14 protein-coding genes are annotated in these 19,823 nt (G+C 61.0%); 9 read left to right on the forward strand and 5 right to left on the reverse strand.

Features of this window, described 5'->3' with window-relative positions; all coding sequences use genetic code 11:
- Window positions 1-270 precede the first annotated feature (270 nt).
- From AC4FIJ_RS11335 to AC4FIJ_RS11350, 4 genes are all read right to left on the reverse strand, one after another.
- The gene (locus tag AC4FIJ_RS11335) at window positions 271-2,562 is read right to left on the reverse strand and encodes an EAL domain-containing protein (protein WP_490336834.1); all 2,292 of its coding nucleotides are present in this window, start codon (window positions 2,560-2,562) and stop codon (window positions 271-273) included.
- A 111-nt stretch (window positions 2,563-2,673) separates the two neighbouring features.
- A complete protein-coding gene (locus tag AC4FIJ_RS11340; protein ID WP_490336835.1) occupies window positions 2,674-3,294 on the reverse strand; it encodes an OmpA family protein in 621 nt (206 codons plus the stop codon).
- Between the two features lie 38 nt (window positions 3,295-3,332).
- Window positions 3,333-5,273, reverse strand: a complete 1,941-nt coding sequence (locus AC4FIJ_RS11345; RefSeq protein WP_490336836.1) for a cation:proton antiporter — start codon at window positions 5,271-5,273, stop codon at window positions 3,333-3,335.
- A gap of 80 nt (window positions 5,274-5,353) precedes the next feature.
- Window positions 5,354-8,965 carry a hydantoinase B/oxoprolinase family protein gene (locus AC4FIJ_RS11350; protein ID WP_490336837.1) on the reverse strand — a complete coding sequence of 1,204 codons (3,612 nt, stop codon included), beginning with the start codon at window positions 8,963-8,965 and terminating at the stop codon, window positions 5,354-5,356.
- A 90-nt stretch (window positions 8,966-9,055) separates the two neighbouring features.
- Here AC4FIJ_RS11350 and AC4FIJ_RS11355 point away from each other — a divergent pair, with 90 nt between their 5' ends.
- Entirely contained in the window at window positions 9,056-9,706 is a 651-nt protein-coding gene (locus tag AC4FIJ_RS11355; protein ID WP_490336838.1) for a YitT family protein, read from the forward strand.
- A gap of 3 nt (window positions 9,707-9,709) precedes the next feature.
- Here AC4FIJ_RS11355 and AC4FIJ_RS11360 read toward each other — a convergent pair whose 3' ends face one another.
- Window positions 9,710-10,324 (reverse strand): hypothetical protein, encoded by a 615-nt coding sequence (locus AC4FIJ_RS11360; RefSeq protein ID WP_490336839.1) that lies wholly within the window; start codon window positions 10,322-10,324, stop codon window positions 9,710-9,712.
- Between the two features lie 451 nt (window positions 10,325-10,775).
- On the opposite strand from AC4FIJ_RS11360, the gene AC4FIJ_RS11365 reads away from it, so the two are divergent.
- The 8 genes from AC4FIJ_RS11365 (at window position 10,776) to AC4FIJ_RS11400 (ending at window position 19,701) form a co-directional block, all read left to right on the forward strand.
- Complete coding sequence (locus AC4FIJ_RS11365) at window positions 10,776-11,060, forward strand: hypothetical protein (protein WP_490336840.1); 285 nt, start codon at window positions 10,776-10,778, stop codon at window positions 11,058-11,060.
- Window positions 11,061-11,197: 137 nt separating this feature from the next.
- Window positions 11,198-12,889 carry a peptide ABC transporter substrate-binding protein gene (locus AC4FIJ_RS11370; protein WP_490336841.1) on the forward strand — a complete coding sequence of 564 codons (1,692 nt, stop codon included), beginning with the start codon at window positions 11,198-11,200 and terminating at the stop codon, window positions 12,887-12,889.
- 32 nt (window positions 12,890-12,921) lie between these two features.
- Window positions 12,922-13,839, forward strand: a complete 918-nt coding sequence (locus AC4FIJ_RS11375) for an ABC transporter permease (protein ID WP_490336842.1) — start codon at window positions 12,922-12,924, stop codon at window positions 13,837-13,839.
- 15 nt (window positions 13,840-13,854) lie between these two features.
- Window positions 13,855-14,793 carry an ABC transporter permease gene (locus AC4FIJ_RS11380; protein ID WP_490336843.1) on the forward strand — a complete coding sequence of 313 codons (939 nt, stop codon included), beginning with the start codon at window positions 13,855-13,857 and terminating at the stop codon, window positions 14,791-14,793.
- Window positions 14,794-14,797: 4 nt separating this feature from the next.
- Window positions 14,798-15,856, forward strand: coding sequence for an ABC transporter ATP-binding protein (locus AC4FIJ_RS11385; protein ID WP_490336844.1), 1,059 nt, complete (start codon window positions 14,798-14,800; stop codon window positions 15,854-15,856).
- The gene (locus AC4FIJ_RS11390) at window positions 15,853-16,866 is read left to right on the forward strand and encodes an ABC transporter ATP-binding protein (protein WP_490336845.1); all 1,014 of its coding nucleotides are present in this window, start codon (window positions 15,853-15,855) and stop codon (window positions 16,864-16,866) included. The genes AC4FIJ_RS11385 and AC4FIJ_RS11390 overlap by 4 nt, the downstream gene beginning before the upstream one ends.
- Window positions 16,867-17,042: 176 nt before the next feature.
- Window positions 17,043-18,116, forward strand: coding sequence for an OmpA family protein (locus AC4FIJ_RS11395; protein ID WP_490336846.1), 1,074 nt, complete (start codon window positions 17,043-17,045; stop codon window positions 18,114-18,116).
- 325 nt (window positions 18,117-18,441) lie between these two features.
- Complete coding sequence (locus AC4FIJ_RS11400; RefSeq protein ID WP_146029898.1) at window positions 18,442-19,701, forward strand: tyrosine-type recombinase/integrase; 1,260 nt, start codon at window positions 18,442-18,444, stop codon at window positions 19,699-19,701.
- Window positions 19,702-19,823: the final 122 nt, after the last annotated feature.

A 19,823-nucleotide genomic window follows, 5' to 3' on the forward strand; every position in this document is an offset into this window, starting at 1 on the left:
TGCAACCCCAATGTGATCGGTAGGCGAGCATTCAAAATTATTTAAATGCGCCTCTTACGCGAAGTGGCGGAAGACCGCGGCTTTTATGAGCGAACCAACGAAAAACCCCGCCCAAATCGGGCGGGGTCCGATCTACAAAGCCTGACCGATTAACGCTCGGTCGTAAGGCCCCACAGCCAGTTGATCAGTCCGCGGGTCGCGGTCGGTTTACGATTACGCATGTTTAGGCCTCCAGTTACTGAGGCCCTCTTGTTAACCTTAAAATGAGGGTTAATAAAGAGTTAATTTTCTAGGTTCGTTATAATCTTCCACGTTTAGCATCGTGAGCAGTTCCGAAATGCGCATCGGCCGCCCATAGAAGAACCCCTGGCCGATCACACAGCCCAGCGAAACAAGCAGATCCTGCTCGTCCGTCGTTTCGATCCCCTCGGCGACAAGCCGCATGCCCGCCTTGCGAGCGGTGTCGTTCAGGGCACGAATGACGATACGCGCGCGCTCGTTATGTTGTGCAAGAGCGACGAAGCTGCGATCGATCTTGATCTCGTCGCAGGGCAGCCCGACGAGGAGGGACAGATTGGCCTCTCCCGTTCCGAAATCGTCGAGCGAGATGTGGAAGCCGCGTTCCTGTAGTCGTTCCAAATTGCGTGCAGCGGTGCGGAAATCATCGATCTTCGCCGTTTCGGTTATCTCGATGGTAATGGCCTCGGGCCGTCCACCGCCGGCTGCAATATTGTCACAGACCAATGACACGAAATCGTGTTCGGCAAGAAGCGTAGCGGAGACGTTGACCGAGATGCGCGCGCCGGCGTTCAATGCCACATTGGCCGACCGCGCGGCCAACCTCAGCGTATGGGCGGTCAGCGGCTTGAGCCGACCGGCCTTTTCGATGAAAGGAATGAATTCGGTCGGGCTTATTTCGCCGCGTTGCGGATGCTTCCAGCGGACGAGCGCCTCCGCACCGACAACGTGACCGCTTTCAAGCAGGCATTGGGGCTGGAACAGCAGATAGATATGCTGATGCGCGATGGCATGATCGAGCGACGAATGGAGCGATAGCTGCCAATCCGTATCCGATCCGCCTTGTTCGCTCACCAATGCAAGCTTGCTGGGGCGCCGCGAAGCCACCTCAGCCGCAACGATGGTCGCACTGATCGCCTGTCGCGGCTTGGGAATGTCGTTGTCGAGTATTCCGAAGGAGCAGGAGAAATCGAGCGTGCGCTCCTCGACTCTTACCGGAGCGCTGGCCAGCGCTAGCAGACCGGTAATATGACTCCTCGCGTGCTCCAGTTCATCGAACCAGGCAAAATGTCCGGTGTTGTCGGTATAGACCTGAACGTCCGTACCAATTGACAAGCGGTCCGATATTTGCCGGATGAAATTGCGATGGAGCGACGGTTCGAGGCTTGCCAAAATCTCTTCGAAATTTTCGACACGTGCGACCACGAGGCGCCCGCGCGATTTTCCGAAGTCATCCTGTAATGCATTGAAATTGGGCAAACCCGACACCGTATCGACGCCTGCCGCGCGTTCCCGCCAATTGTCGCGAATGCGAATTGCCCCATAGATTGAGAGCAGTGTGTAAACCATGCCCATAAGCAAGAGCAGGTCGAACTGGGCGGCGATAAATGGCGCAGAAAGTGAAATGACGACAAGACCGGCGTAGCCGCATCGCCGGACAATCCTTGGAAGCAACGCAACCGAAAATAGGGCGATCCCAAATACGAGAAAAGGAACGAACCATCCTACCGGCTTGAGACTTTCGGAAATGAGCGTTTCCGCTGCGAGCGCGCCCACTATGGCACTGGGCATAGACTTGCTGAGCGGCGTGTTCACCAAATTGGCGGTTCCGCTGGCGGGCGCGGTGATCAGGATCCGTTTTCCCGCAATAGCGGCATCGGGCACCAATCCGCTTTCAAAATCTTCAAAGGCGATGATAGGTATCGCTTGCGGAGAGATTCTGAAATCGATCGGATACGTTCCGCCGGTCGCATCGCTTGCTCCTGCAAGGGCGGCGCCAAGCTTTGGAAAGCTCTCCCCTCCGGTTGTGAAGCGGTAGTCCGCGTCGAATACGAACCCGGTAATCGACGTTATGTTCGCGTCGACCGCTTCGCCATCGACGGGCAGCACGGCGGTTCGCGATACACTAAGTGGATCCTCGGAAGACACGGTACCGGCGGTGGCAGGCCATGCAACGATGACGGTTGATTGTGCAGCCGCAATCGCTCTACCCAGATTATCGATTCCCGTATCTGTTTCGTTGAAACGTCCTTCGATAACGATCCGTTCGGGGCGCATGGCGTCCAGCGATGGGATAACCTGGGCATATCGCTCGGCGATCGTGTCGTTCCGCCCCGCTTCGCGTTCGGTGGTAACGATGACGATTTCGCCCGACACAGGCTTTTGCATGGTGCGCGAAACGATAAGGCGCGGCACTTCGTCGATGAGTTTCGGGATATCCAGCGCGAACAGCACCACGAGTGCCGCAACAAGCGACAAGAGGACCTGGAGCAGGCGGCGAAGTGTTCGCGGCTCGATCCGGAGGCGAGGGGTATGCGCGCGCATCGAACCCCCGATAGCATAGGATAGTTAATAGTTCGCTGCTTAACGCCGCCGTCGAACCCGTCGGTTCGGGGATGCTGATCGCGCTTTTATCCCTTGTGCCGGAACGAGGGATCAGTCGGTGGCAGGATCGGGAAGTTCGGTTGCCGGAACGCCCTGATCGTCGATTGCGGGAACATCCTCTTCCTCGGGCGGGGGCATGACGGTTACAGCGACGCGCCGGTTCTTCGCTCGTCCCTCTTCGTCGGGTTCACCATCCGGCCTTGCATTGGGGGCAATCGGGTTCTGTTCGCCCATGGCGATGATGGTAATCCTGTCTTCGCTCGCGCCCGCCTCAACCAGATGTTCGGCGACTGCCTCGGCCCTTCGGCGCGATGCGCGAAGGTTGACTTCATCCCGACCGCTCGAATCCGTATGACCGCGCAGGACGATGGCACCGCCCTTGCGGAACTGCTCGCTCTCGACGATCTCTTCGATCATGGCGGCGGCATCGGGATTCAGGTCGCTGCCGCTGTCGCCGAAGGGGACTATGACATCAAGCGGTTCGAGGGGCGGTTCTGCAATCGGCCGGACGTCCATGTCGGCGCGCAGGATCGAGTTGGTCGACAGGTCTTCCTGCACTTCTTCCGGCAATGGCTCCTGACCTTCGGCGGCCGGCTCCTCCTCGATGGGGAGGGTGGTGTCTTCGCGCCTTTCACAGCCGGTCAGCGCGGACAGCAGCAATGCTGCGCCCATTGCGGTGCAAATTCGGTTTCTGTGTGTATGCAATCCTCTCATGCGGGTTTTGCCTCCTCGCCTGAGGGCCCCTCAGGCCCTTTTTCTTCGTCGCCGGTCTTTGCCAGTGCGGTGTCTCCTTCGCTCGACTGGCCGGACTTCGCCTGCGCCTTCGCTCGCTTCTCACGCTTGGCATGAACCTTTTCGGTGACCGGGTCTTCCGGCGGCGAATAGGATATGATGATGTCGCCCGGACCGGGGATCGGCCGCGATGCGTGGGTGAAGAACCGCAGCTGGCCGCTCTTGAGCAGTACGAGCACGAAATCGGCCTTGTCGGGCAACGCTTCGCGCGCCTTGTCTACGCCGAACTGCTCAGACAGGCGGGTCTTGCGAAATTCCCATCCCTGCGCCTGGCGCTGATGCATTTCTTCCATGTCGACGCCGGACTCGAATAGCGAGCGCCCGCGGATCGAGGGCGGGAGCGAGCGTGGATCGTCAGGATGCCCTGCCTCGCCAAGCTGATAGACGGCGTCGCGGCCGATTTCAGGAGCGAATTCATTGCAGACGAGGGCGTTATAGGCCTCGTTCTCGGTCGCGGCGACAAGGACCTGATAATGGCTGAGGTCGAGCGAATGCTCCGTCGCCTCGGCAAGAATTTCGCCGTGATAGGTGTCCAGCCCCTGCTGCCGCGCCCGCGACAACCGCCACCAGCTGGTGTCCGCCAAGGTTACGGGAACATCGAGTTCGTCCAGTTCCTTGGCCAGGGCGATCGACCATGGCGTAGCGCCAACCAGCAGCAGGCCGGGCGTAGTCGAACCCGTAACGCCCAGCCAGCGCGCAACGGGCGCCATGGTAAAGCCATGCGCGACGATGGTCGCCACGCAGACGGCAAAGGAGAGACTGATCAGGATCGTCCCGTCGGCATAGCCCAGATCCGAAAGGCGCAAGGCGAACAGGCCGGAGATCGCGACCGCCACGATGCCGCGCGGTGCGATCCAGGCAAGAAAAATCCGCTCGTTCCACGGGATTTTCGAGAATGCCAGGCTGATAAGGACGGTGGCCGGGCGCACCAGAAACAGGATCGCCAGAAGGAACAGCGTGAACTGCCATTCCAGCAGCCGCAAAGTTTCATAATCCAGCTGCGCCGACAGCAGGATAAAGATACCGGACACGAGTATGACGGCGATGTTCTGCTTGAACGGATGAATATCCCTAAGCGAGTCGACATTCATATTCGCCAGCGCCACGCCCATCAGCGTAACCGCAACAAGCCCTGTTTCCTGCTGGATCAGGTTCGAAATCACGAACAGCCCGACCACGACGACCAGCAAAACCGGCGCTTTCAGATATTCGGGCACCAGCCCGCGCGGGAAGCTCCACGCAATCGCCCAGGCCGCGACGTAACCCAGCACTGCCGCGGCAAGCGTGGCGAAAACGAGTGCGGGCACCACGTCGAACAATGTCGCGCCTGCGGCCGATGCACGGAAATATTCGTAAGCCAGAACGGCGCACATCGCGCCGAACGGGTCGTTGACGATCGCTTCCCATTTGAGGATCGCGGCGGGCCTTTGCGCAACGCTCGACTGGCGGAGCAGCGGCAGCACCACCGTCGGGCCAGTGACGACCAGAATGCCCGCGAACAGAATGGCGACCGGCCACACCAGCCCCGCAATATAATAGCAGGCCAGCGAGCCGGCGACCCATCCGACAGGGACTCCGAAGACCACCAGCCGCCAGACCGCGCTTCCCGTGCGTCGCAATTCGCGGAAATCAAGGCTCAGGCCGCCCTCAAATAGAATGAGGGCGACCCCGATAGATATCATCGGTTCTAACAGCTCGCCAAATGCGTGATGCGGATCGATGATCCCAAGAATGGGTCCGGCAAGGAAACCGGCGATCAACATCAGGACGATCGCAGGCCAACCTGTCCTCCAGGCTATCCATTGCGCACCGATACCGAGCACTCCGACGAGTGCGATGACTATTGCTTGTTCCTGCATGCCCGTCCGTTGCTGCCACATGTAGAGGCATAATGGCAAACCCAGTCACCCAATGCGGTGCGGCGACGGGCGTTCCCGCTTTATTCGTCGGCAGGCTTTCCGTACCCGCCACCGCCGGGTGTCCGGATCTCGATGGCATCGCCCGCTTCGACCGAAACGTTTGCGCAGGCGGACAGCTCTTCGCGCGTGCCATCGGTACGAACCACGATGTTCCGCCCGGTCTTTCCGGCCTTGCCGCCCGACAGGCCGAAGGGCGGAACGCGGCGGCGGTTGGAAAGGATGCCGACCTCCATGCTTTCAAGAAAGCGCAAGCGGCGGATCACGCCGTTGCCGCCATGCCACCGGCCTGCGCCGGCCGAACCCTTGCGGATCGCGAATTCTTCAAGGACGACCGGAAAGCGGGATTCGAGTATTTCGGGATCGGTCAGGCGCGAATTGGTCATGTGGGTCTGCACCGCGTCCGCGCCGTCGAAGCCTTCTGCGTCGCCTGCGGGACCGGCGCCCGATCCGCCCGCGATCGTTTCGTAATATTGATAACGCGCATTGCCGAAGGTCAGATTGTTCATCGTCCCTTGCGCGGCCGACATCGTGCCCAGTGCCCCGAAGATCGTGTCGGTCACGACTTGGCTCGTCTCGACATTCCCTGCGACGACGGCACCCGGTGCCTTGGGATTGAGCATCGAACCTTCAGGCACGATCAGGCGGATAGGCGCGAGGCAGCCTTCGTTCATGGGCACGTCGCCGTCGATCATCGTGCGTATGGCATAGAGAACCGCAGCGTTCACGATCGGCAGCGGCGCATTGAAATTGCCGGGATGCTGCTCGCTCGTTCCGGTAAAGTCGAACAGGGCTTCGCCGTTATCGCGGTCGATGGTTACGGACAGGCGGATGACCGATCCGTCGTCCATCCCATAGGCAAAGCTGCCGTCGTTCAGCCGCCCCATCAGGGCGCGGACGGCTTCTTCCGCCTGCGCCATGACATGGCCCATATAGGCATCGACAACGGCCCGCGATTGCGCGCCCGCCAGCCGGTTCAGCTCGCACGCTCCCTTTATGCAGGCCGCCAGCTGGGCCTTGAGATCGGCGATATTGCGATCCGGATCGCGCGCGGGATGATCGCCGGACGCCAGCAGGCCGCGGATGTCCGCCTCGAGAAAGCGGCCCTCGTCGACAAGCAGGACATTATCGAACAATATGCCTTCGTCCTCGACACTGACGCTGCCGGCGGGCATCGAACCCGGCGCGGTTCCGCCGATGTCGGCGTGATGGCCGCGTGCGGCGGCCCACCATGCAGGTTCCGCGTCATCGCCATCGGCGAAAACGGGCAGGACGACGGTGATGTCGGGCAGATGCGTTCCGCCGTCATAGGGCGCGTTAAGGGCGAAGGCATCGCCCTTGCGAATGCCGCGTCCGTCATCCCGCCGCCTCCGCGCAATCGTCCGTACGCTTTCGCCCATGGACCCCAGATGGACGGGCATATGCGGCGCATTGGCGATGAGATTGCCGTCACGGTCGAAGATCGCGCAGGAGAAATCGAGCCTTTCGCGGATATTCACCGAACTCGCGCTGGATTGCAGGGCGGCGCCCATTTCCTCGGCGATGCCCATGAACAACGATGCCATGATGGCGGTGCGCACCGGATCGCGGTCCGTCGCCAGGCTGGCGTCTGCCTTGTCTGCCGTTCGCTTAAGCAAGAGGTTTCCGGCGGCGTCCACATTGATGCGCCAGCCCGGTTCTACGACGATCGTCGAAACGTCGTCGACCACGAGGGCAGGGCCATCGCCTTCGAACCCGGCAGCCAGGTCCGATCGGCGGAAAAGGGGAATGTCGCAGTCCTCCCCCTTGAGATGGGACGAGACGCGGTCGGCAGCAGGGGCCGACTTGTCGGGCAAGGGCAGGGGAGGGCCGCTGCGTTCGGGCGAGCGGAAGACGGCCTCTGCGCGAGCAGAGGCGACCATGACGGCGCCTTCGGGTTCGAACCCGAAGCGTTCGCGCCAGCGGCTTTGAAACAGGCTGGCCATGCGCTGCATAGAGGCATGCTCGATCTCGATCGTGTTCTCGGTTCCCGCCGGGCGCAATTGCAGGCTTAGCGAAAGGTCGATCGCGTCCTTGTCGACGCCCTGCCGCACCAGTTCCTGCGAAGCGGCACTGGCCAGCGCATCCAGTTCACCCGAGATGTCGGGCTCGTTCGCCGCGTTCAATTCCATGGCCAGTGTCGCCTCGCGCATTGCCCTCCGGTCTGCGAGCCCCATGCCATAGGCCGACAGCACGCTGGCCAGCGGATGGCATTGCACCACGTCCAGCCCCAGCGCTTCGGCGACGAGACAAGCGTGCTGCCCGCCCGCGCCGCCGAACGCGGCCAGCGCCGCGCCCGCGATATCATGGCCCCTCCTGATCGAGATCGCCTTGATGGCCTGCGCCATGTCCTGCACCGCGATGGCGATGAAGCCTTCGGCCGCTTCCATCTCGGAAAGCCTGCGTCCGGTTTCGGCCTCGATCCGGTCGCAGATTTCGGACAGCAGGGACATGACGACAGTGCGGTCGGGCGGAAGGTCGCCATCCGGACCGAACACGGCGGGAAAATGCGCTGGCTGCAACTTACCCAAGGCGAGATTGCAGTCGGTGACCGTCAGCGGCCCGCCATTGCGATAACAGGCAGGACCGGGATAGGCCCCCGCCGATTCCGGCCCGACGTGGAATCGGCCAGCCTCGTAACGGCAGATCGATCCTCCGCCCGATGCGACGGTGTGGATGCGCATCATCGGTGCCGCTATGCGAACGCCCTCTAGCCGCGTTTCACTGTCGCGTTCGTACTGGCCGGCATACCAGGACACATCGGTCGACGTGCCGCCCATGTCGAAACCGACCACGGCGGGAAAACCGGCTTCCTCGGCGGTCGCCGCCATCCCCACGATCCCGCCGGCGGGGCCCGACAGGATCGCATCCTTGCCGTGAAACAGTTCGCGGGTCGTCAGGCCGCCGTTCGACTGCATGAACAGCGCGTCACCCGCTTCGCCCAAGCCTTGCGCGACCTGCGACGTATAGTCATTCAGCGGGGGCGAGACATAGGCATCCAGCACGGTCGTATCGCCGCGCGACACCAGCTTGATCAGCGGGGCAAGCTCGTGACTGACCGACACCTGCGCAAAGCCGATCTCGCGCGCGATCCGCGCCAGCGCCTGTTCGTGATTCTGATGGCGATAGCCGTGCATGAGGCATATGGCGACGGCGCTCACGCCATCCTGCCGCGCCTGCTCGAACACCTTTCTTGCATGCGTTTCGTCAAGCGCGCGTTCGACCGTGCCATCGGCAAGAACACGCTCGCGGATGGGGGCAACGCGGTCGTAGATCGGCTCGGGCAAGACGATATGCCGCGCGAACAGTTCGGGCCGTTCCTGCGATCCGATCCGCAGCGCATCCTCGAACCCCTCGGTAATGGCCAGCATCACGCGCGCACCCTTGCGCTCCAGCAAGACGTTGGTCGCGACCGTCGTGCCGATGCGCAATTCGCACGGGGGCAGGGCGCCGTCCGGCGTATCGGTTATGGTGCGGATCGCATGGATCGCCGCATCCTCTTGGCGTGAAGGATCCTCCGACAAAAGCTTTGTGCGTGTGAGCTTCCCGCCGGGGGAAATCGCAACCACATCAGTGAAGGTTCCGCCGCGATCAATCCAGAATTGCCATTTGTTCATCGGGTCTGCCTAACGTCTTTTGGTGCGCTTCGCACGGCTTGTGATCGCAGCCATGCTGCTCTAGCGGGCGCGCAGAGGAAGGATGCAGCCATGACGAGCACCCCCGCGCCAGAACCCAGCGGTCCGATAGAACCCGAATTTCCCGAGCCAAGGCCCCATTCGCTGGCCGAAGATGCCTATGGCCTGTTGAGCGGTGCGCTGCTGATGGCGCTGGGGCTGGTCATCATGAAGGCCAGCGGAATCGTGACCGCCGGAATGGGCGGTGTCGCGCTGCTGTTCAGCTATCTGATCGGCATGCCGGTCGACTTCTGGTTCTGGTGCCTGAACGTCCCGTTCCTCGTGCTTGCGTGGAGTGCGATGGGGCGAAGCTTTTTCTTCAAGACGGTATGCGCAGTTGCCGCCGTATCGGTGATGGCGGCCCTGACGCGCATCTCGCTCGACATCCAGTCGGTCCATCCGGCCTTTGCGGCGGTTGCAGGCGGCACGGCTGCCGGGGCAGGGGTCATGGCGATGTTGCGTCACCGTTCGGGCGTGGGCGGTGTGACCATCGTGTCGGTCTGGCTCAATCGCCGGAAAGGCTGGAGCGTCGGCTGGCTTACCTTTGCGCTGGACGGAATAATCATCCTCGCGGCGATCACGACGCGCCCCCCCGAACTGGCCGCATGGTCGGTGCTCAGCGTCATTTCGATGAGCGCGGTCCTGATCGCCTTTCACCGCCCCGGCCGATACACCGGATATTGAAGATCAGCGCGGGTTCGCGGTGACGTTGCCGATCGGTCCCGTCGATACGGGGCGGCTGGCGGGCTGGGCAACATCGTTCACCAGATCGTCGAACAGCGCTTCGTAATGCACCATGGCCTGCCGAAGGTCCTCCGTCGCGACAGCCTCTCCGCTTGGGTCACGCGACTGGCGTGCGGCGATGTCATGGCCTTCGCGGTAATGGCGCGCCACCTCAGGATGGTCGACTGTCAGGTCGGCATGGCGCTGATCGAAATCGGCGACCGGAAAGCCCCGCGCCTTCATCAGCGAACCGATCGTGCGGTCGGCATGCAACACCGCTTCGGCCGGGCTGTTCACGAACAGGCTCTTCACCTCGACCCATTCGGACGAGAACCGGTCGTGTTCCTCGGCAGAGAGCGGGCGGATGTCGAACGCGGCGACCCGGCGCTGACGATCCTCAAGATCATGTTCCGCGCGGCCAGTGCTGCCAGTCGCGGCGACCGTGCGGTCGTACTCGTCGCCAAAGCGGGAGCGAAGCCGGTTGGTCCGGCTGCGTGCGATGAAATACCAGATCAGCAATACGCCGATCACTACGGCCGCTATCACGATCCATGTCAGGGGATTGATCGTTTCCATCATTCATCCTCGCCTTTGCATCCCCGTCGCGGCAAGAAACGGCAAGGCGAGAGAGCAGTTCCCGAAACCGGCCAGTTCCCAAGACCGGCCAGTTCCCGACACAGCTAGCTGCGTTCATCATTTGCCGCTCTTTCAGGCTGTGCCGTCCCGATACAGGGGGCGAACACCGATTAACGAACAAGGTTACCGCAATTGCAGCAATCCGGCTAATCGCACAATACGAGGGCAGTCGTCCGACGGGGGCCGGGCGACCTTGTATTCAATCATTGGGGGCAGAGGCCCGGTCGGCGTTCCTTCGTCATGGCGAAGGACGCCGACCGGTGCAGAAGCAGAAGGTCCGTATATGTCGAACAACAAGAATGACCAGTACCGGTTGCTCGAACGGCATGAATTCGTGGCGCAGTGCCGCCTGCGGACGCCAGGCAGTCTCGCGCGGATCTCGATCGTGCGGAACTTGACCAGCGAAGGCTGCGCGGTCGAATGTATCCCGGTCAGCCTGCAGCGCGGCGACGTCATCTATCTGCAATTCGGAACCGTCGGCCCGATCGAAGGGCGTGTCGTCTGGCTGCGCAAGGGGATGGAGGCAGGCATACGCTTTGAGCAGGGCCTATATCCGGCGGTCTTCGACAGGCTCATTCATCTGGCACATCGCAACATGGTCTTGAGCGATGAGCCCATGGAGCTGAAGGAAGATCCAATCATGTTCCGCAAGAACATGCATCGCACGGCAGCTTGCTGAAAACACCGGCCCAGGCGGCTGGATCGCGTGGGCGGGGTTCATCGGAAACCGACCTGCCCACCATTATTTCAACTGAAACCGGTTTGCCGCATGGCTGAGTCATTGCACGGCAATGTTCGCTCTGCCATCGTTTCGTCATGAACGATCCACGTGCCGCCGCGACCCTGACATCGTCCGAACCCTGGAGCCCGATCCGGCGGGCCTTTGCCATATTGACGCTGATCTTCTCCGCGGGCCTGCTGGCGGCCTGCGGATCGGGAGAGCGCTACTCGGACGAGGCCGCTCGCAATGGCATCCTGTTATGGGGCAATGGCAGCGAACCGAAGGGGCTGGATCCGCATCTCGTCACCGGCGTGCCCGAGAACAAGATCATCTCCTCTTTGCTGGAAGGGCTTATCGCCTATCACCCTACCGACGATCTGCAGCCCGAACCGGGCATGGCGGAACGCTGGGAAAGCAACGAGGATTTTTCGCAATGGACGTTCCACCTGCGCGATGCGCAATGGTCGAACGGCGATCCGGTGCGGGCGAGCGATTTCGTCTATAGCTGGGAACGGATGCTCACCCCGTCCCTTGGCGCGGAATATGCCGAGATGCTCTATATCCTGAAGGGGGCGGAGGACTTTCACCAGGGGCGGACGACGGATTTTTCGACCGTCGGGGTCAAGGCGCTCGACGACAAGACCTTGCAGGTTACGCTGGAAGGGCCGGCACCGTTCTTCCTCAACATGCTGAAGCATTACAGCTGGTACCCGGTGAACCCGCGCGTCGTTGAGGCGCATGGCGGAATGACCGATCGACAGAGCTCATGGTCGACGCTGGAAAACTATGTCGGCAATGGTCCTTTCGTGCTCGACGACTGGGTGACCAACCAGATCATCAAGGTCCGAAAGAGCCCGACCTATTGGGACCGTGACCGCGTCAAGCTGAACGGCGTGAACTTCTATCCGGTCGAGAATGTCACCACCGAGGAGACGATGTTCCGCGGCGGGCGGCTGCATCTGACGAATACGGTCACCCCCGACAAGATCCCGATCTTCCTTGAGAAAATGCCGCAGGAAATGAAGATCGAGCCCTACATGGGCGTCTATTTCTATCGCATCAACGTGACGCGAAAGCCGTTCGACGATGTGCGGGTGCGCAAGGCACTCGCCTATTCGATCGACAAGAAGCTGCTGGTCGACAAGGTCACCAAGGGCGGCCAGATCCCGGCGACCGGTTTCGTGCCGCCGGGCCTCAAGGGCTATGAAACATCGGACGCGGCGGAGTTTCAGCCCGAACTGGCGCGCCGGCTTTTGGCAGAGGCGGGCTATCCGGGCGGACGGGGTTTTCCGGATGTCGAGATCCTGATCAACACCAGCGAGGCGCATCGCAAGATCGCCGAGGCGCTGCAGGCGATGTGGCGCAAGGAACTGGACGTCAACATCGGCATCTATAACCAGGAATGGAAGGTCTATCTCGATAGCCAGAGTAACCTGGACTATGATCTGGTGCGCGCCGGATGGATCGCCGATTATGCCTATCCGAACACGTTCCTCGATATCTTCACCACCGGCAACGGAAACAATGACACCGGCTGGTCCAACCAGCGCTACGACACGCTGATCGGCCGCGCGCGCACCGCGCAGACGGACGAACAGCGTATGGCCATCCTGCAAGAAGCGGAGCAGGTGCTGATGGAGGACATGCCGATCATTCCAATCTATTGGTACACGCGCACCTATCTGAAAAGCACGCTGATCGAAGGCTGGCATCCCAAGGCGCTGGACAATCATCCGATCAAATATGTCTCGCTTAAGGCGCCGCCGCCGCCTGCAAGCGCCGAATAGAGATCCGAACCGCGCAGGGGAGAGCCTGAATAATGTTCCGCTTCGTCACCGTCCGGCTGCTTCAGGGCCTTCTGGTGCTTCTGGCCATCTATGCGGTCACCTTCTTTCTGGTGGCCGCGACGCCCGGCAGCCCATTCAGCACCGAACGAGCCATCCGGCCCGAGATCCTCGCCCAGATCGAGGCGTTCTATGGCTATGACAAGCCGGTCGGCGAACGCTTCGTCACCTCGGTCTCGAACGCGCTGCGCGGTGAATTCGGGCCTTCTGCGGTCTATGCCAATAGGTCGGTCACCGACATCATTGCCGAGAGCTTTCCGGTTTCGCTCAAGCTGGGGTCGCTTGCGCTGGGGCTGGCTTTGGCGCTTGGCATACCGGTCGGCATCATTGCGGCGGTGCGGCAGAACAGCTGGCTCGACTATGTGCCCATGTCGGTGTCGATGGCGGGCATTTGCCTGCCGACATTCGTCATGGGCCCGCTGCTGGCGCTGATCTTCGGCCTGATCTTCGAGCTGCTCCCCGTAGCGGGCTGGTTCGGCCCCGAATATGTCATCCTGCCGGCGCTGACTCTGGGTCTGTATTATGCGGCCTATTTCGCACGGCTGACGCGCGGCGGCATGCTGGAAATGCTGAACCAGGACTGGGTCCGCACAGCACGGGCCAAGGGCGTTTCGGAAAGCACCATCGTGTGGAAGCATTGCCTGAAGGGCGGGCTGATCCCGGCGATCACTTTCCTAGGGCCCGCGCTGGCGGGCATTATTTCGGGCAGCTTCGTGGTAGAGACCATTTTCCAGATACCCGGCCTTGGCCAATGGTTCGTGAAGGGCGCGCTGAATCGCGACGATTTCCTCATCCTTGGCCTCACGGTGCTGTTCGCGGCGCTGATCGTGGTGATGAACCTGCTGGTCGACATCGTGCAGGTCGCGCTCAATCCGCGGCTGAAATACGAATAGGGCGGGGCACATAGCATGAGCGATCATTCCGAAACCGCCGTTCTTGCGGATGAACCCGTCCCGCCGCCCATCGAGGCAAACGAGATTGCCGCCGAAGAGCTTGAGGAAGGTTCCTCGCTATGGCGCGATGCGTGGCACCGGCTGAAACGCAACCGGCTGGCGGTCAGCAGCCTGTTCATCTTCATCTTCATCGCCTTGTTCTGCGTCGTCGGTCCGTGGCTCTCGCCATATGATAGCCAGACGCAGGACCTGTTTCTGGGCGCGGTCGGTCCTTCCGCGGATCACTGGTTCGGCACAGACACGCTGGGCCGCGACCTGATGGTGCGCGTCATGGAGGGCGGTCGCATATCCCTGCTGGTCGGGCTGGTCGCCACGCTGGTCGCCCTGCTGATCGGGGTGATGTATGGCGCGACCGCCGGATATCTCGGCGGCAAGGTCGATAGCGCGATGATGCGCTTCGTCGATTTGCTCTATGCGCTGCCGTTCACGATCTTCGTGATCCTGCTGATGGTCGCGTTCGGGCGGTCGCTGTGGCTGATCTTCGTCGCCATCGGCTGTATCGAGTGGCTGACCACTGCGCGCATCGTGCGATCGGGCGTCATCAGCCTGAAGAAGCAGGAATTTGTCGAGGCGGCCAATTCGCTGGGCTTTTCCCACATGCGGATCATTGTTCGGCACCTGATCCCCAATGTGCTGGGCCCGGTAATCGTGGTCGCCACGCTGACCGTCCCCGCGGTGATGCTGCTCGAGGCGTTCCTGTCGTTTCTCGGCCTGGGCATCCAGCCCCCCAATGCATCGTGGGGCGTGCTGATCAATGAGGGGCAGCAGAACATGGAGATCTTCCCGTGGATGCTGATCTTCCCGGCTTTCTTCTTTGCGCTGACGCTGTTCTGCCTGAACTTCCTGGGCGACGGACTTCGCGACGCGCTCGATCCCAAGAGCGCGAAGGACTGATCTGATGGCACTTCTCGAAGTCTCCGACCTTCGCACGTCCTTTTACACCCGCGGGGGCGTTGTGCGCGCGGTCGATGGCGTGTCCTTTACGCTCGACAAGGGCGAGACGCTGGGCATCGTCGGCGAATCCGGTTCGGGCAAGTCGGTCACCTGCTACTCGCTGATGAAGCTGATCCCCGAACCGCCGGGACGGATCGAAAGCGGCACGGCGATCTTCGACGGGCAGGACCTGCTGCGGATGAGCGCGCGCGATTTGCGCAAGGTACGCGGCAACCGGATCAGCATGATCTTTCAGGATCCGATGACCTCGCTCAACCCCTATCTGCGCATCAGCACCCAGCTGATCGAGGCGCTGCGGATCCACCGCGACATCGACAAGAAGGCCGCGCTGAACAAGGCGATCGCCGCGTTGGAGGAAGTGGGCATCCCCGGCGCCAGCAGCCGCGTCCATCAATATCCGCACGAGTTCTCAGGCGGCATGCGGCAGCGCGTGATGATCGCGATGGCGCTGATCACCGAACCCGACCTGCTGATCGCGGACGAACCGACCACCGCGCTCGACGTGACGGTGCAGGCGCAGATCCTCGACATCATCAAGGAGCGGCAGGAGCGGCTTGGCACGGCCGTCATCCTCGTCACGCACGATCTGGGCGTGGTGGCGGGCACCTGCGACAAGGTGAACGTGATGTATGGCGGCAAGCTGATGGAAAGCGGGACGGCAGAGCAGGTGTTCTACGATCCGATCCATCCCTATACACGGTCGCTGCAAAAGACGATCCCGTCGCTGCAGACCAAGGGCGCCGACCTCTACACCATTCCCGGACTGCCGCCAGATGTGTCCAAGCCCATCAATGGCTGCGCGTTCTACCCACGCTGCCCCTATCCCAAGGTGGCCCAGCCCGAGGGCGAGCGCCCGCAACTGGTCGAGAATGGCGATGGGCATTGCTTCGCCGATTGCCGATTCTGCGATTCCAGCGCGCCCATCGAAAGCGTCTTGCCCAAACACGATGCGGGCGATGTGGATACAGCTCAGGATATCCGGGAAGGGGAGGGCGCGGCATGAGCGAATTTCTCGTCCTGGATGACGTCAAAACCCATTTCGATCTTGGCAACAAGGCCTTCAGCCGCACCAGCAAGGGCGTGGTGAAAGCAGTCGACGGCATTTCGCTCAGCATTCACGAGGGCGAGATCCTGGGCCTTGTCGGCGAATCCGGTTGCGGCAAGTCGACGCTTGGACGGACGATCATGCAGTTGATCCGCCCAACCTCGGGAAGCGTGTGGCTGGAAGGGCGCGAGATCAGCGCGCTTTCGGATCGCGACCTGCGATCGGCGCGTATCGATTTCCAGATGATCTTTCAGGATCCGTATGCCTCGCTAAACCCCCGCATGACCGTGCTGGACACGCTGGCCGAGGCGGTTCGCACGCGGCATCCGGAACTGAAAGGCGATCCGCTGCGTGCCCGTGTTGCCGAACTGATGCGCACCGTCGGCATGAACCCCGCGCAGATGAGGCGCTATCCGCACGAATTCTCCGGCGGTCAGCGCCAGCGGGTCGCCATAGCCCGCGCGCTTGCGCCCGAACCGAAACTGATCATTGCGGACGAACCCGTGTCCGCGCTCGACGTTTCGATCCAGTCGCAGATCCTCAACCTGCTGAAGGACCTGACGAAGCGGATGGGGCTGACGATGATCTTCATCAGCCACGATCTGTCGGTCGTGCGTTACATCGCCGACCGGATCGCGGTGATGTATCTGGGCAAGATCATCGAATTGGGTAGCGCGGAAGACATCGTCGACAATCCGCTCCATATCTACACCCGCGCGTTGATGAGCGCGATCCCGCGTCCCGATCCGCGCCTAGAGCGAACGCGCAGCCGCATCGTTCTCGAAGGTGATCCGCCCAGTCCGCTGGACCCGCCGTCGGGCTGCAATTTCTGGCCGCGCAGCCCTGTACCGCATGACGACTATATGAAATCGCATGTTCCTGAATTTGCCGAAATAATTCCCGGACATTTCGCAGCGAATTGCCCGTTCTGCCTGCAAAAGCAAACGATGGCAAAGCCGGTCGATTAGACTGGTCGGATCCGGCAATATCCATGCCGATCTTACGCATTACTGACAATTCAGGTGCTTACGCGTGCCACAAAGCGCGTTAACCATATTTGGAAATTATTTGCCCTTGCGCCTCGTTTTTGCAAAGCAATAATATGCCACGCAAATTCTCAATTCGATGTCGCAGGGGGAATCCTTTGAGAAAACAGATCCTAGTCGGGCTTATCGCCACCAGCATGCTTTCAACCGCTGCCACGGCGCGCGAGGGAAGTTTTTACATCGGGGCCGACGGCGGCTTGATGCTTCCGGAAACGAGCGACGTCGATCTCGACAGCTTTGACAACGCCGGCGATATTGACTGGGAGCTTGGCTACGACTTCGACATAGTCGCCGGTTATGACTTCGGCGGCTTCCGTCTGGAGACCGAGGCCGCCTACAGGGGCGCCAGCGACGACGGAGGAACGACCCGCGACGGACCGTTCGAGGACGGTGAGGCGTCGATCAAGTTCGACACGATCAGTTTCATGGCAAACGGCCTGGTCGATTTCGGCCCCGATGAAGGGCTTCAGGGCTTTGTCGGGGGCGGAGCGGGCATAGCCAGAACCGAGATGCGTCTGCCGGGCGATGAAGTCTATTTCTCGGATACCGATACGGGTTTCGCGTGGCAGGTGCTTGCGGGCGTTCGCCTGCCCCTCTCCGACAATTGGGATGCCGGCGTCAAATATCGTTATTTCCGCCACGACGACATCGAGTTGGCCGATGCCGGCGCGTTCGATGACGGCTATACCACGGACATTCGCACCCATTCGCTGATGGGTTCGATCGCGTATAATTTCTGGTCACCCCCGCCGCCGCCGCCGCCACCGGCACCGCCGCCCCCTCCGCCGCCACCCCCGCCGCCGCCGGCACCGGCCGTGGTCTGCAATACCGGCCCCTATATCGTGTTCTTCGACTGGGATTCGGCTGAGATTACCGGAGAGGCAGCAGGCATTCTCGACAGCGCCATCGCGTCCTATGCCGATTGCAGCTCGGTCCCGATCATGGTTGCAGGCCATACCGACAGGTCAGGGCCATCCGGCTATAACGTACGACTGTCCGAACGCCGGGCCGCTGCGGTCAGCAGCTATCTGACGGCGCGGAATATCCCCGAAGGCGCCATTTCGACCGAGGGCTTTGGCGAAAGCAGGCCGCGCGTCGAAACGGCGGACGGCATCCGCGAACCCCAGAACCGCCGTGTGGAAATCACTTACGGACCGGGATCGGGCATGTAGCCATCAGGCCAAATCAAAAGGAGAAGGGGGCGGAGCGATCTGCCCCCTTTTCGTTTGCGCGAATGACAAACGCAAAAGGGTCCGCCTGGGGCGGAAAGGCTGTCACGTTTTGTGGGGGAAAATGGTGGACGCACTAGGGCTCGAACCTAGGACCCGCTGATTAAGAGCGGCGTTTTGTACACTTTTCGTTCTTTATAAATGCTACGCTATACCGCGCTCAAAGACTTGAAACGGTTGGAGTTTTTCCGCCGTGGATTAGTCTAACCTACGCCACGACTTTCCGACATCTGATTACGTGGCGATTACGTGGGAAGAGCGTCTGACCATGCCAAACCAGTCCATAACCATTCGCACCGTCCAATCCATCAAGCCCGATCCGAAACGCGACGTCTACGTGTGGGACCGCCGACTTAAGGGCTTCGGTTTGAGAACCACGCCGACCGGCGCTCAGTCCTTTGTGTTTCAGTACCGGGTAAACGGAGGGCCCGCACGGAGGAAGACGATTGGCCCAGTCGGAAGCCCGTGGACTCCGATGTTGGCGAGAAAGGAAGCGGAGAGACTGCTTTTCCAGGTGTATCAGGGCATCGATCCGGTCGAAGCCCAACGCGAGGAGAAGCGTAAGAGAGAATCTCTCAATGTTCGTGCGTATTGTGAGAAGTTCACCGAACTCTACTTGAAGCAGAACTGGCGCGGGACGTGGAAGGCAGCAGACTGCACTCTCAGGAATGTAGTTATCCCTCGTTGGGGAACCCGACCCATCCATGAGATCACACGGGCCGATATCGTCAAGGTCATGGACGATTATTCGGATCGGCCTGCGCGGCGAAAGGAGATTCACTCTGTCCTGCGAAAGCTTTTCAACTGGGCAACCGACCGACAGGATATCGAGGTCTCCCCTCTCAACGGCATGAAGGCTCCAAAGGCAGTCCCAGCGCGGCGCAGAGTGCTCAATGATGAGGAACTCGTTGCGCTTTGGGCAGCAAGCCAAGAGGCAGGTTGGCCGTGGGGGCCTTTTGTACGGATGCTGATTCTGACGATGCAACGACGTCGGGAAGTGGCGGAGATGGACTGGTGCGAGGTTGATCTCACTGCTCGGCGCTGGACCTTGCCCGCAGCTAGGGCAAAGAATGACGAAGAACACATCATTCCTCTGTCGAATCTCGCTGTCGCCGAACTCGAACGCATCGGGCCAAGAAACAGCGGGCTCGTTTTTACGACAACGGGCACCACGCCGGTGTCAGGCTTCTTCAAGGGCAGGGTCGCGCTGAACAACAAAATGCTTGCCTACATGGCGGAGAGAAGAGCGCAGTCGGGCGGCGATCCCGATTCCGTCGAAATTCCAAACTGGCGATTGCACGATATTCGCAGAACCGGCGCGACCAACCTTCAGGCGCTTGGCGTTCCTGTAGAAGTAACGGAATCGGTTCTGAACCATATCAGCGGCACGCGAGCAGGAGTCGCAGGCATTTATAACCGCTACAAATATGATGCTGAAAAGCGCGCTGCGCTTGATGCCTGGGATGCGAAACTTACGAAGCTTTGCGCGAACCAACGCAACCGGAGATCAGTCACGTTTGTCGGTTGAACGCTGGACGCTCGCAGTTCTTTGGTCGGCGATAGCATCGGCGTTTCATCGCGGCAAATCGCAGTCGAATCGTACCCATCCGGTGAGCCCCGCCTTGTCCGGCGAGTGAACGACCGGTCTTT

It is taken from the genome of Croceicoccus sp., assembly GCF_983967925.1.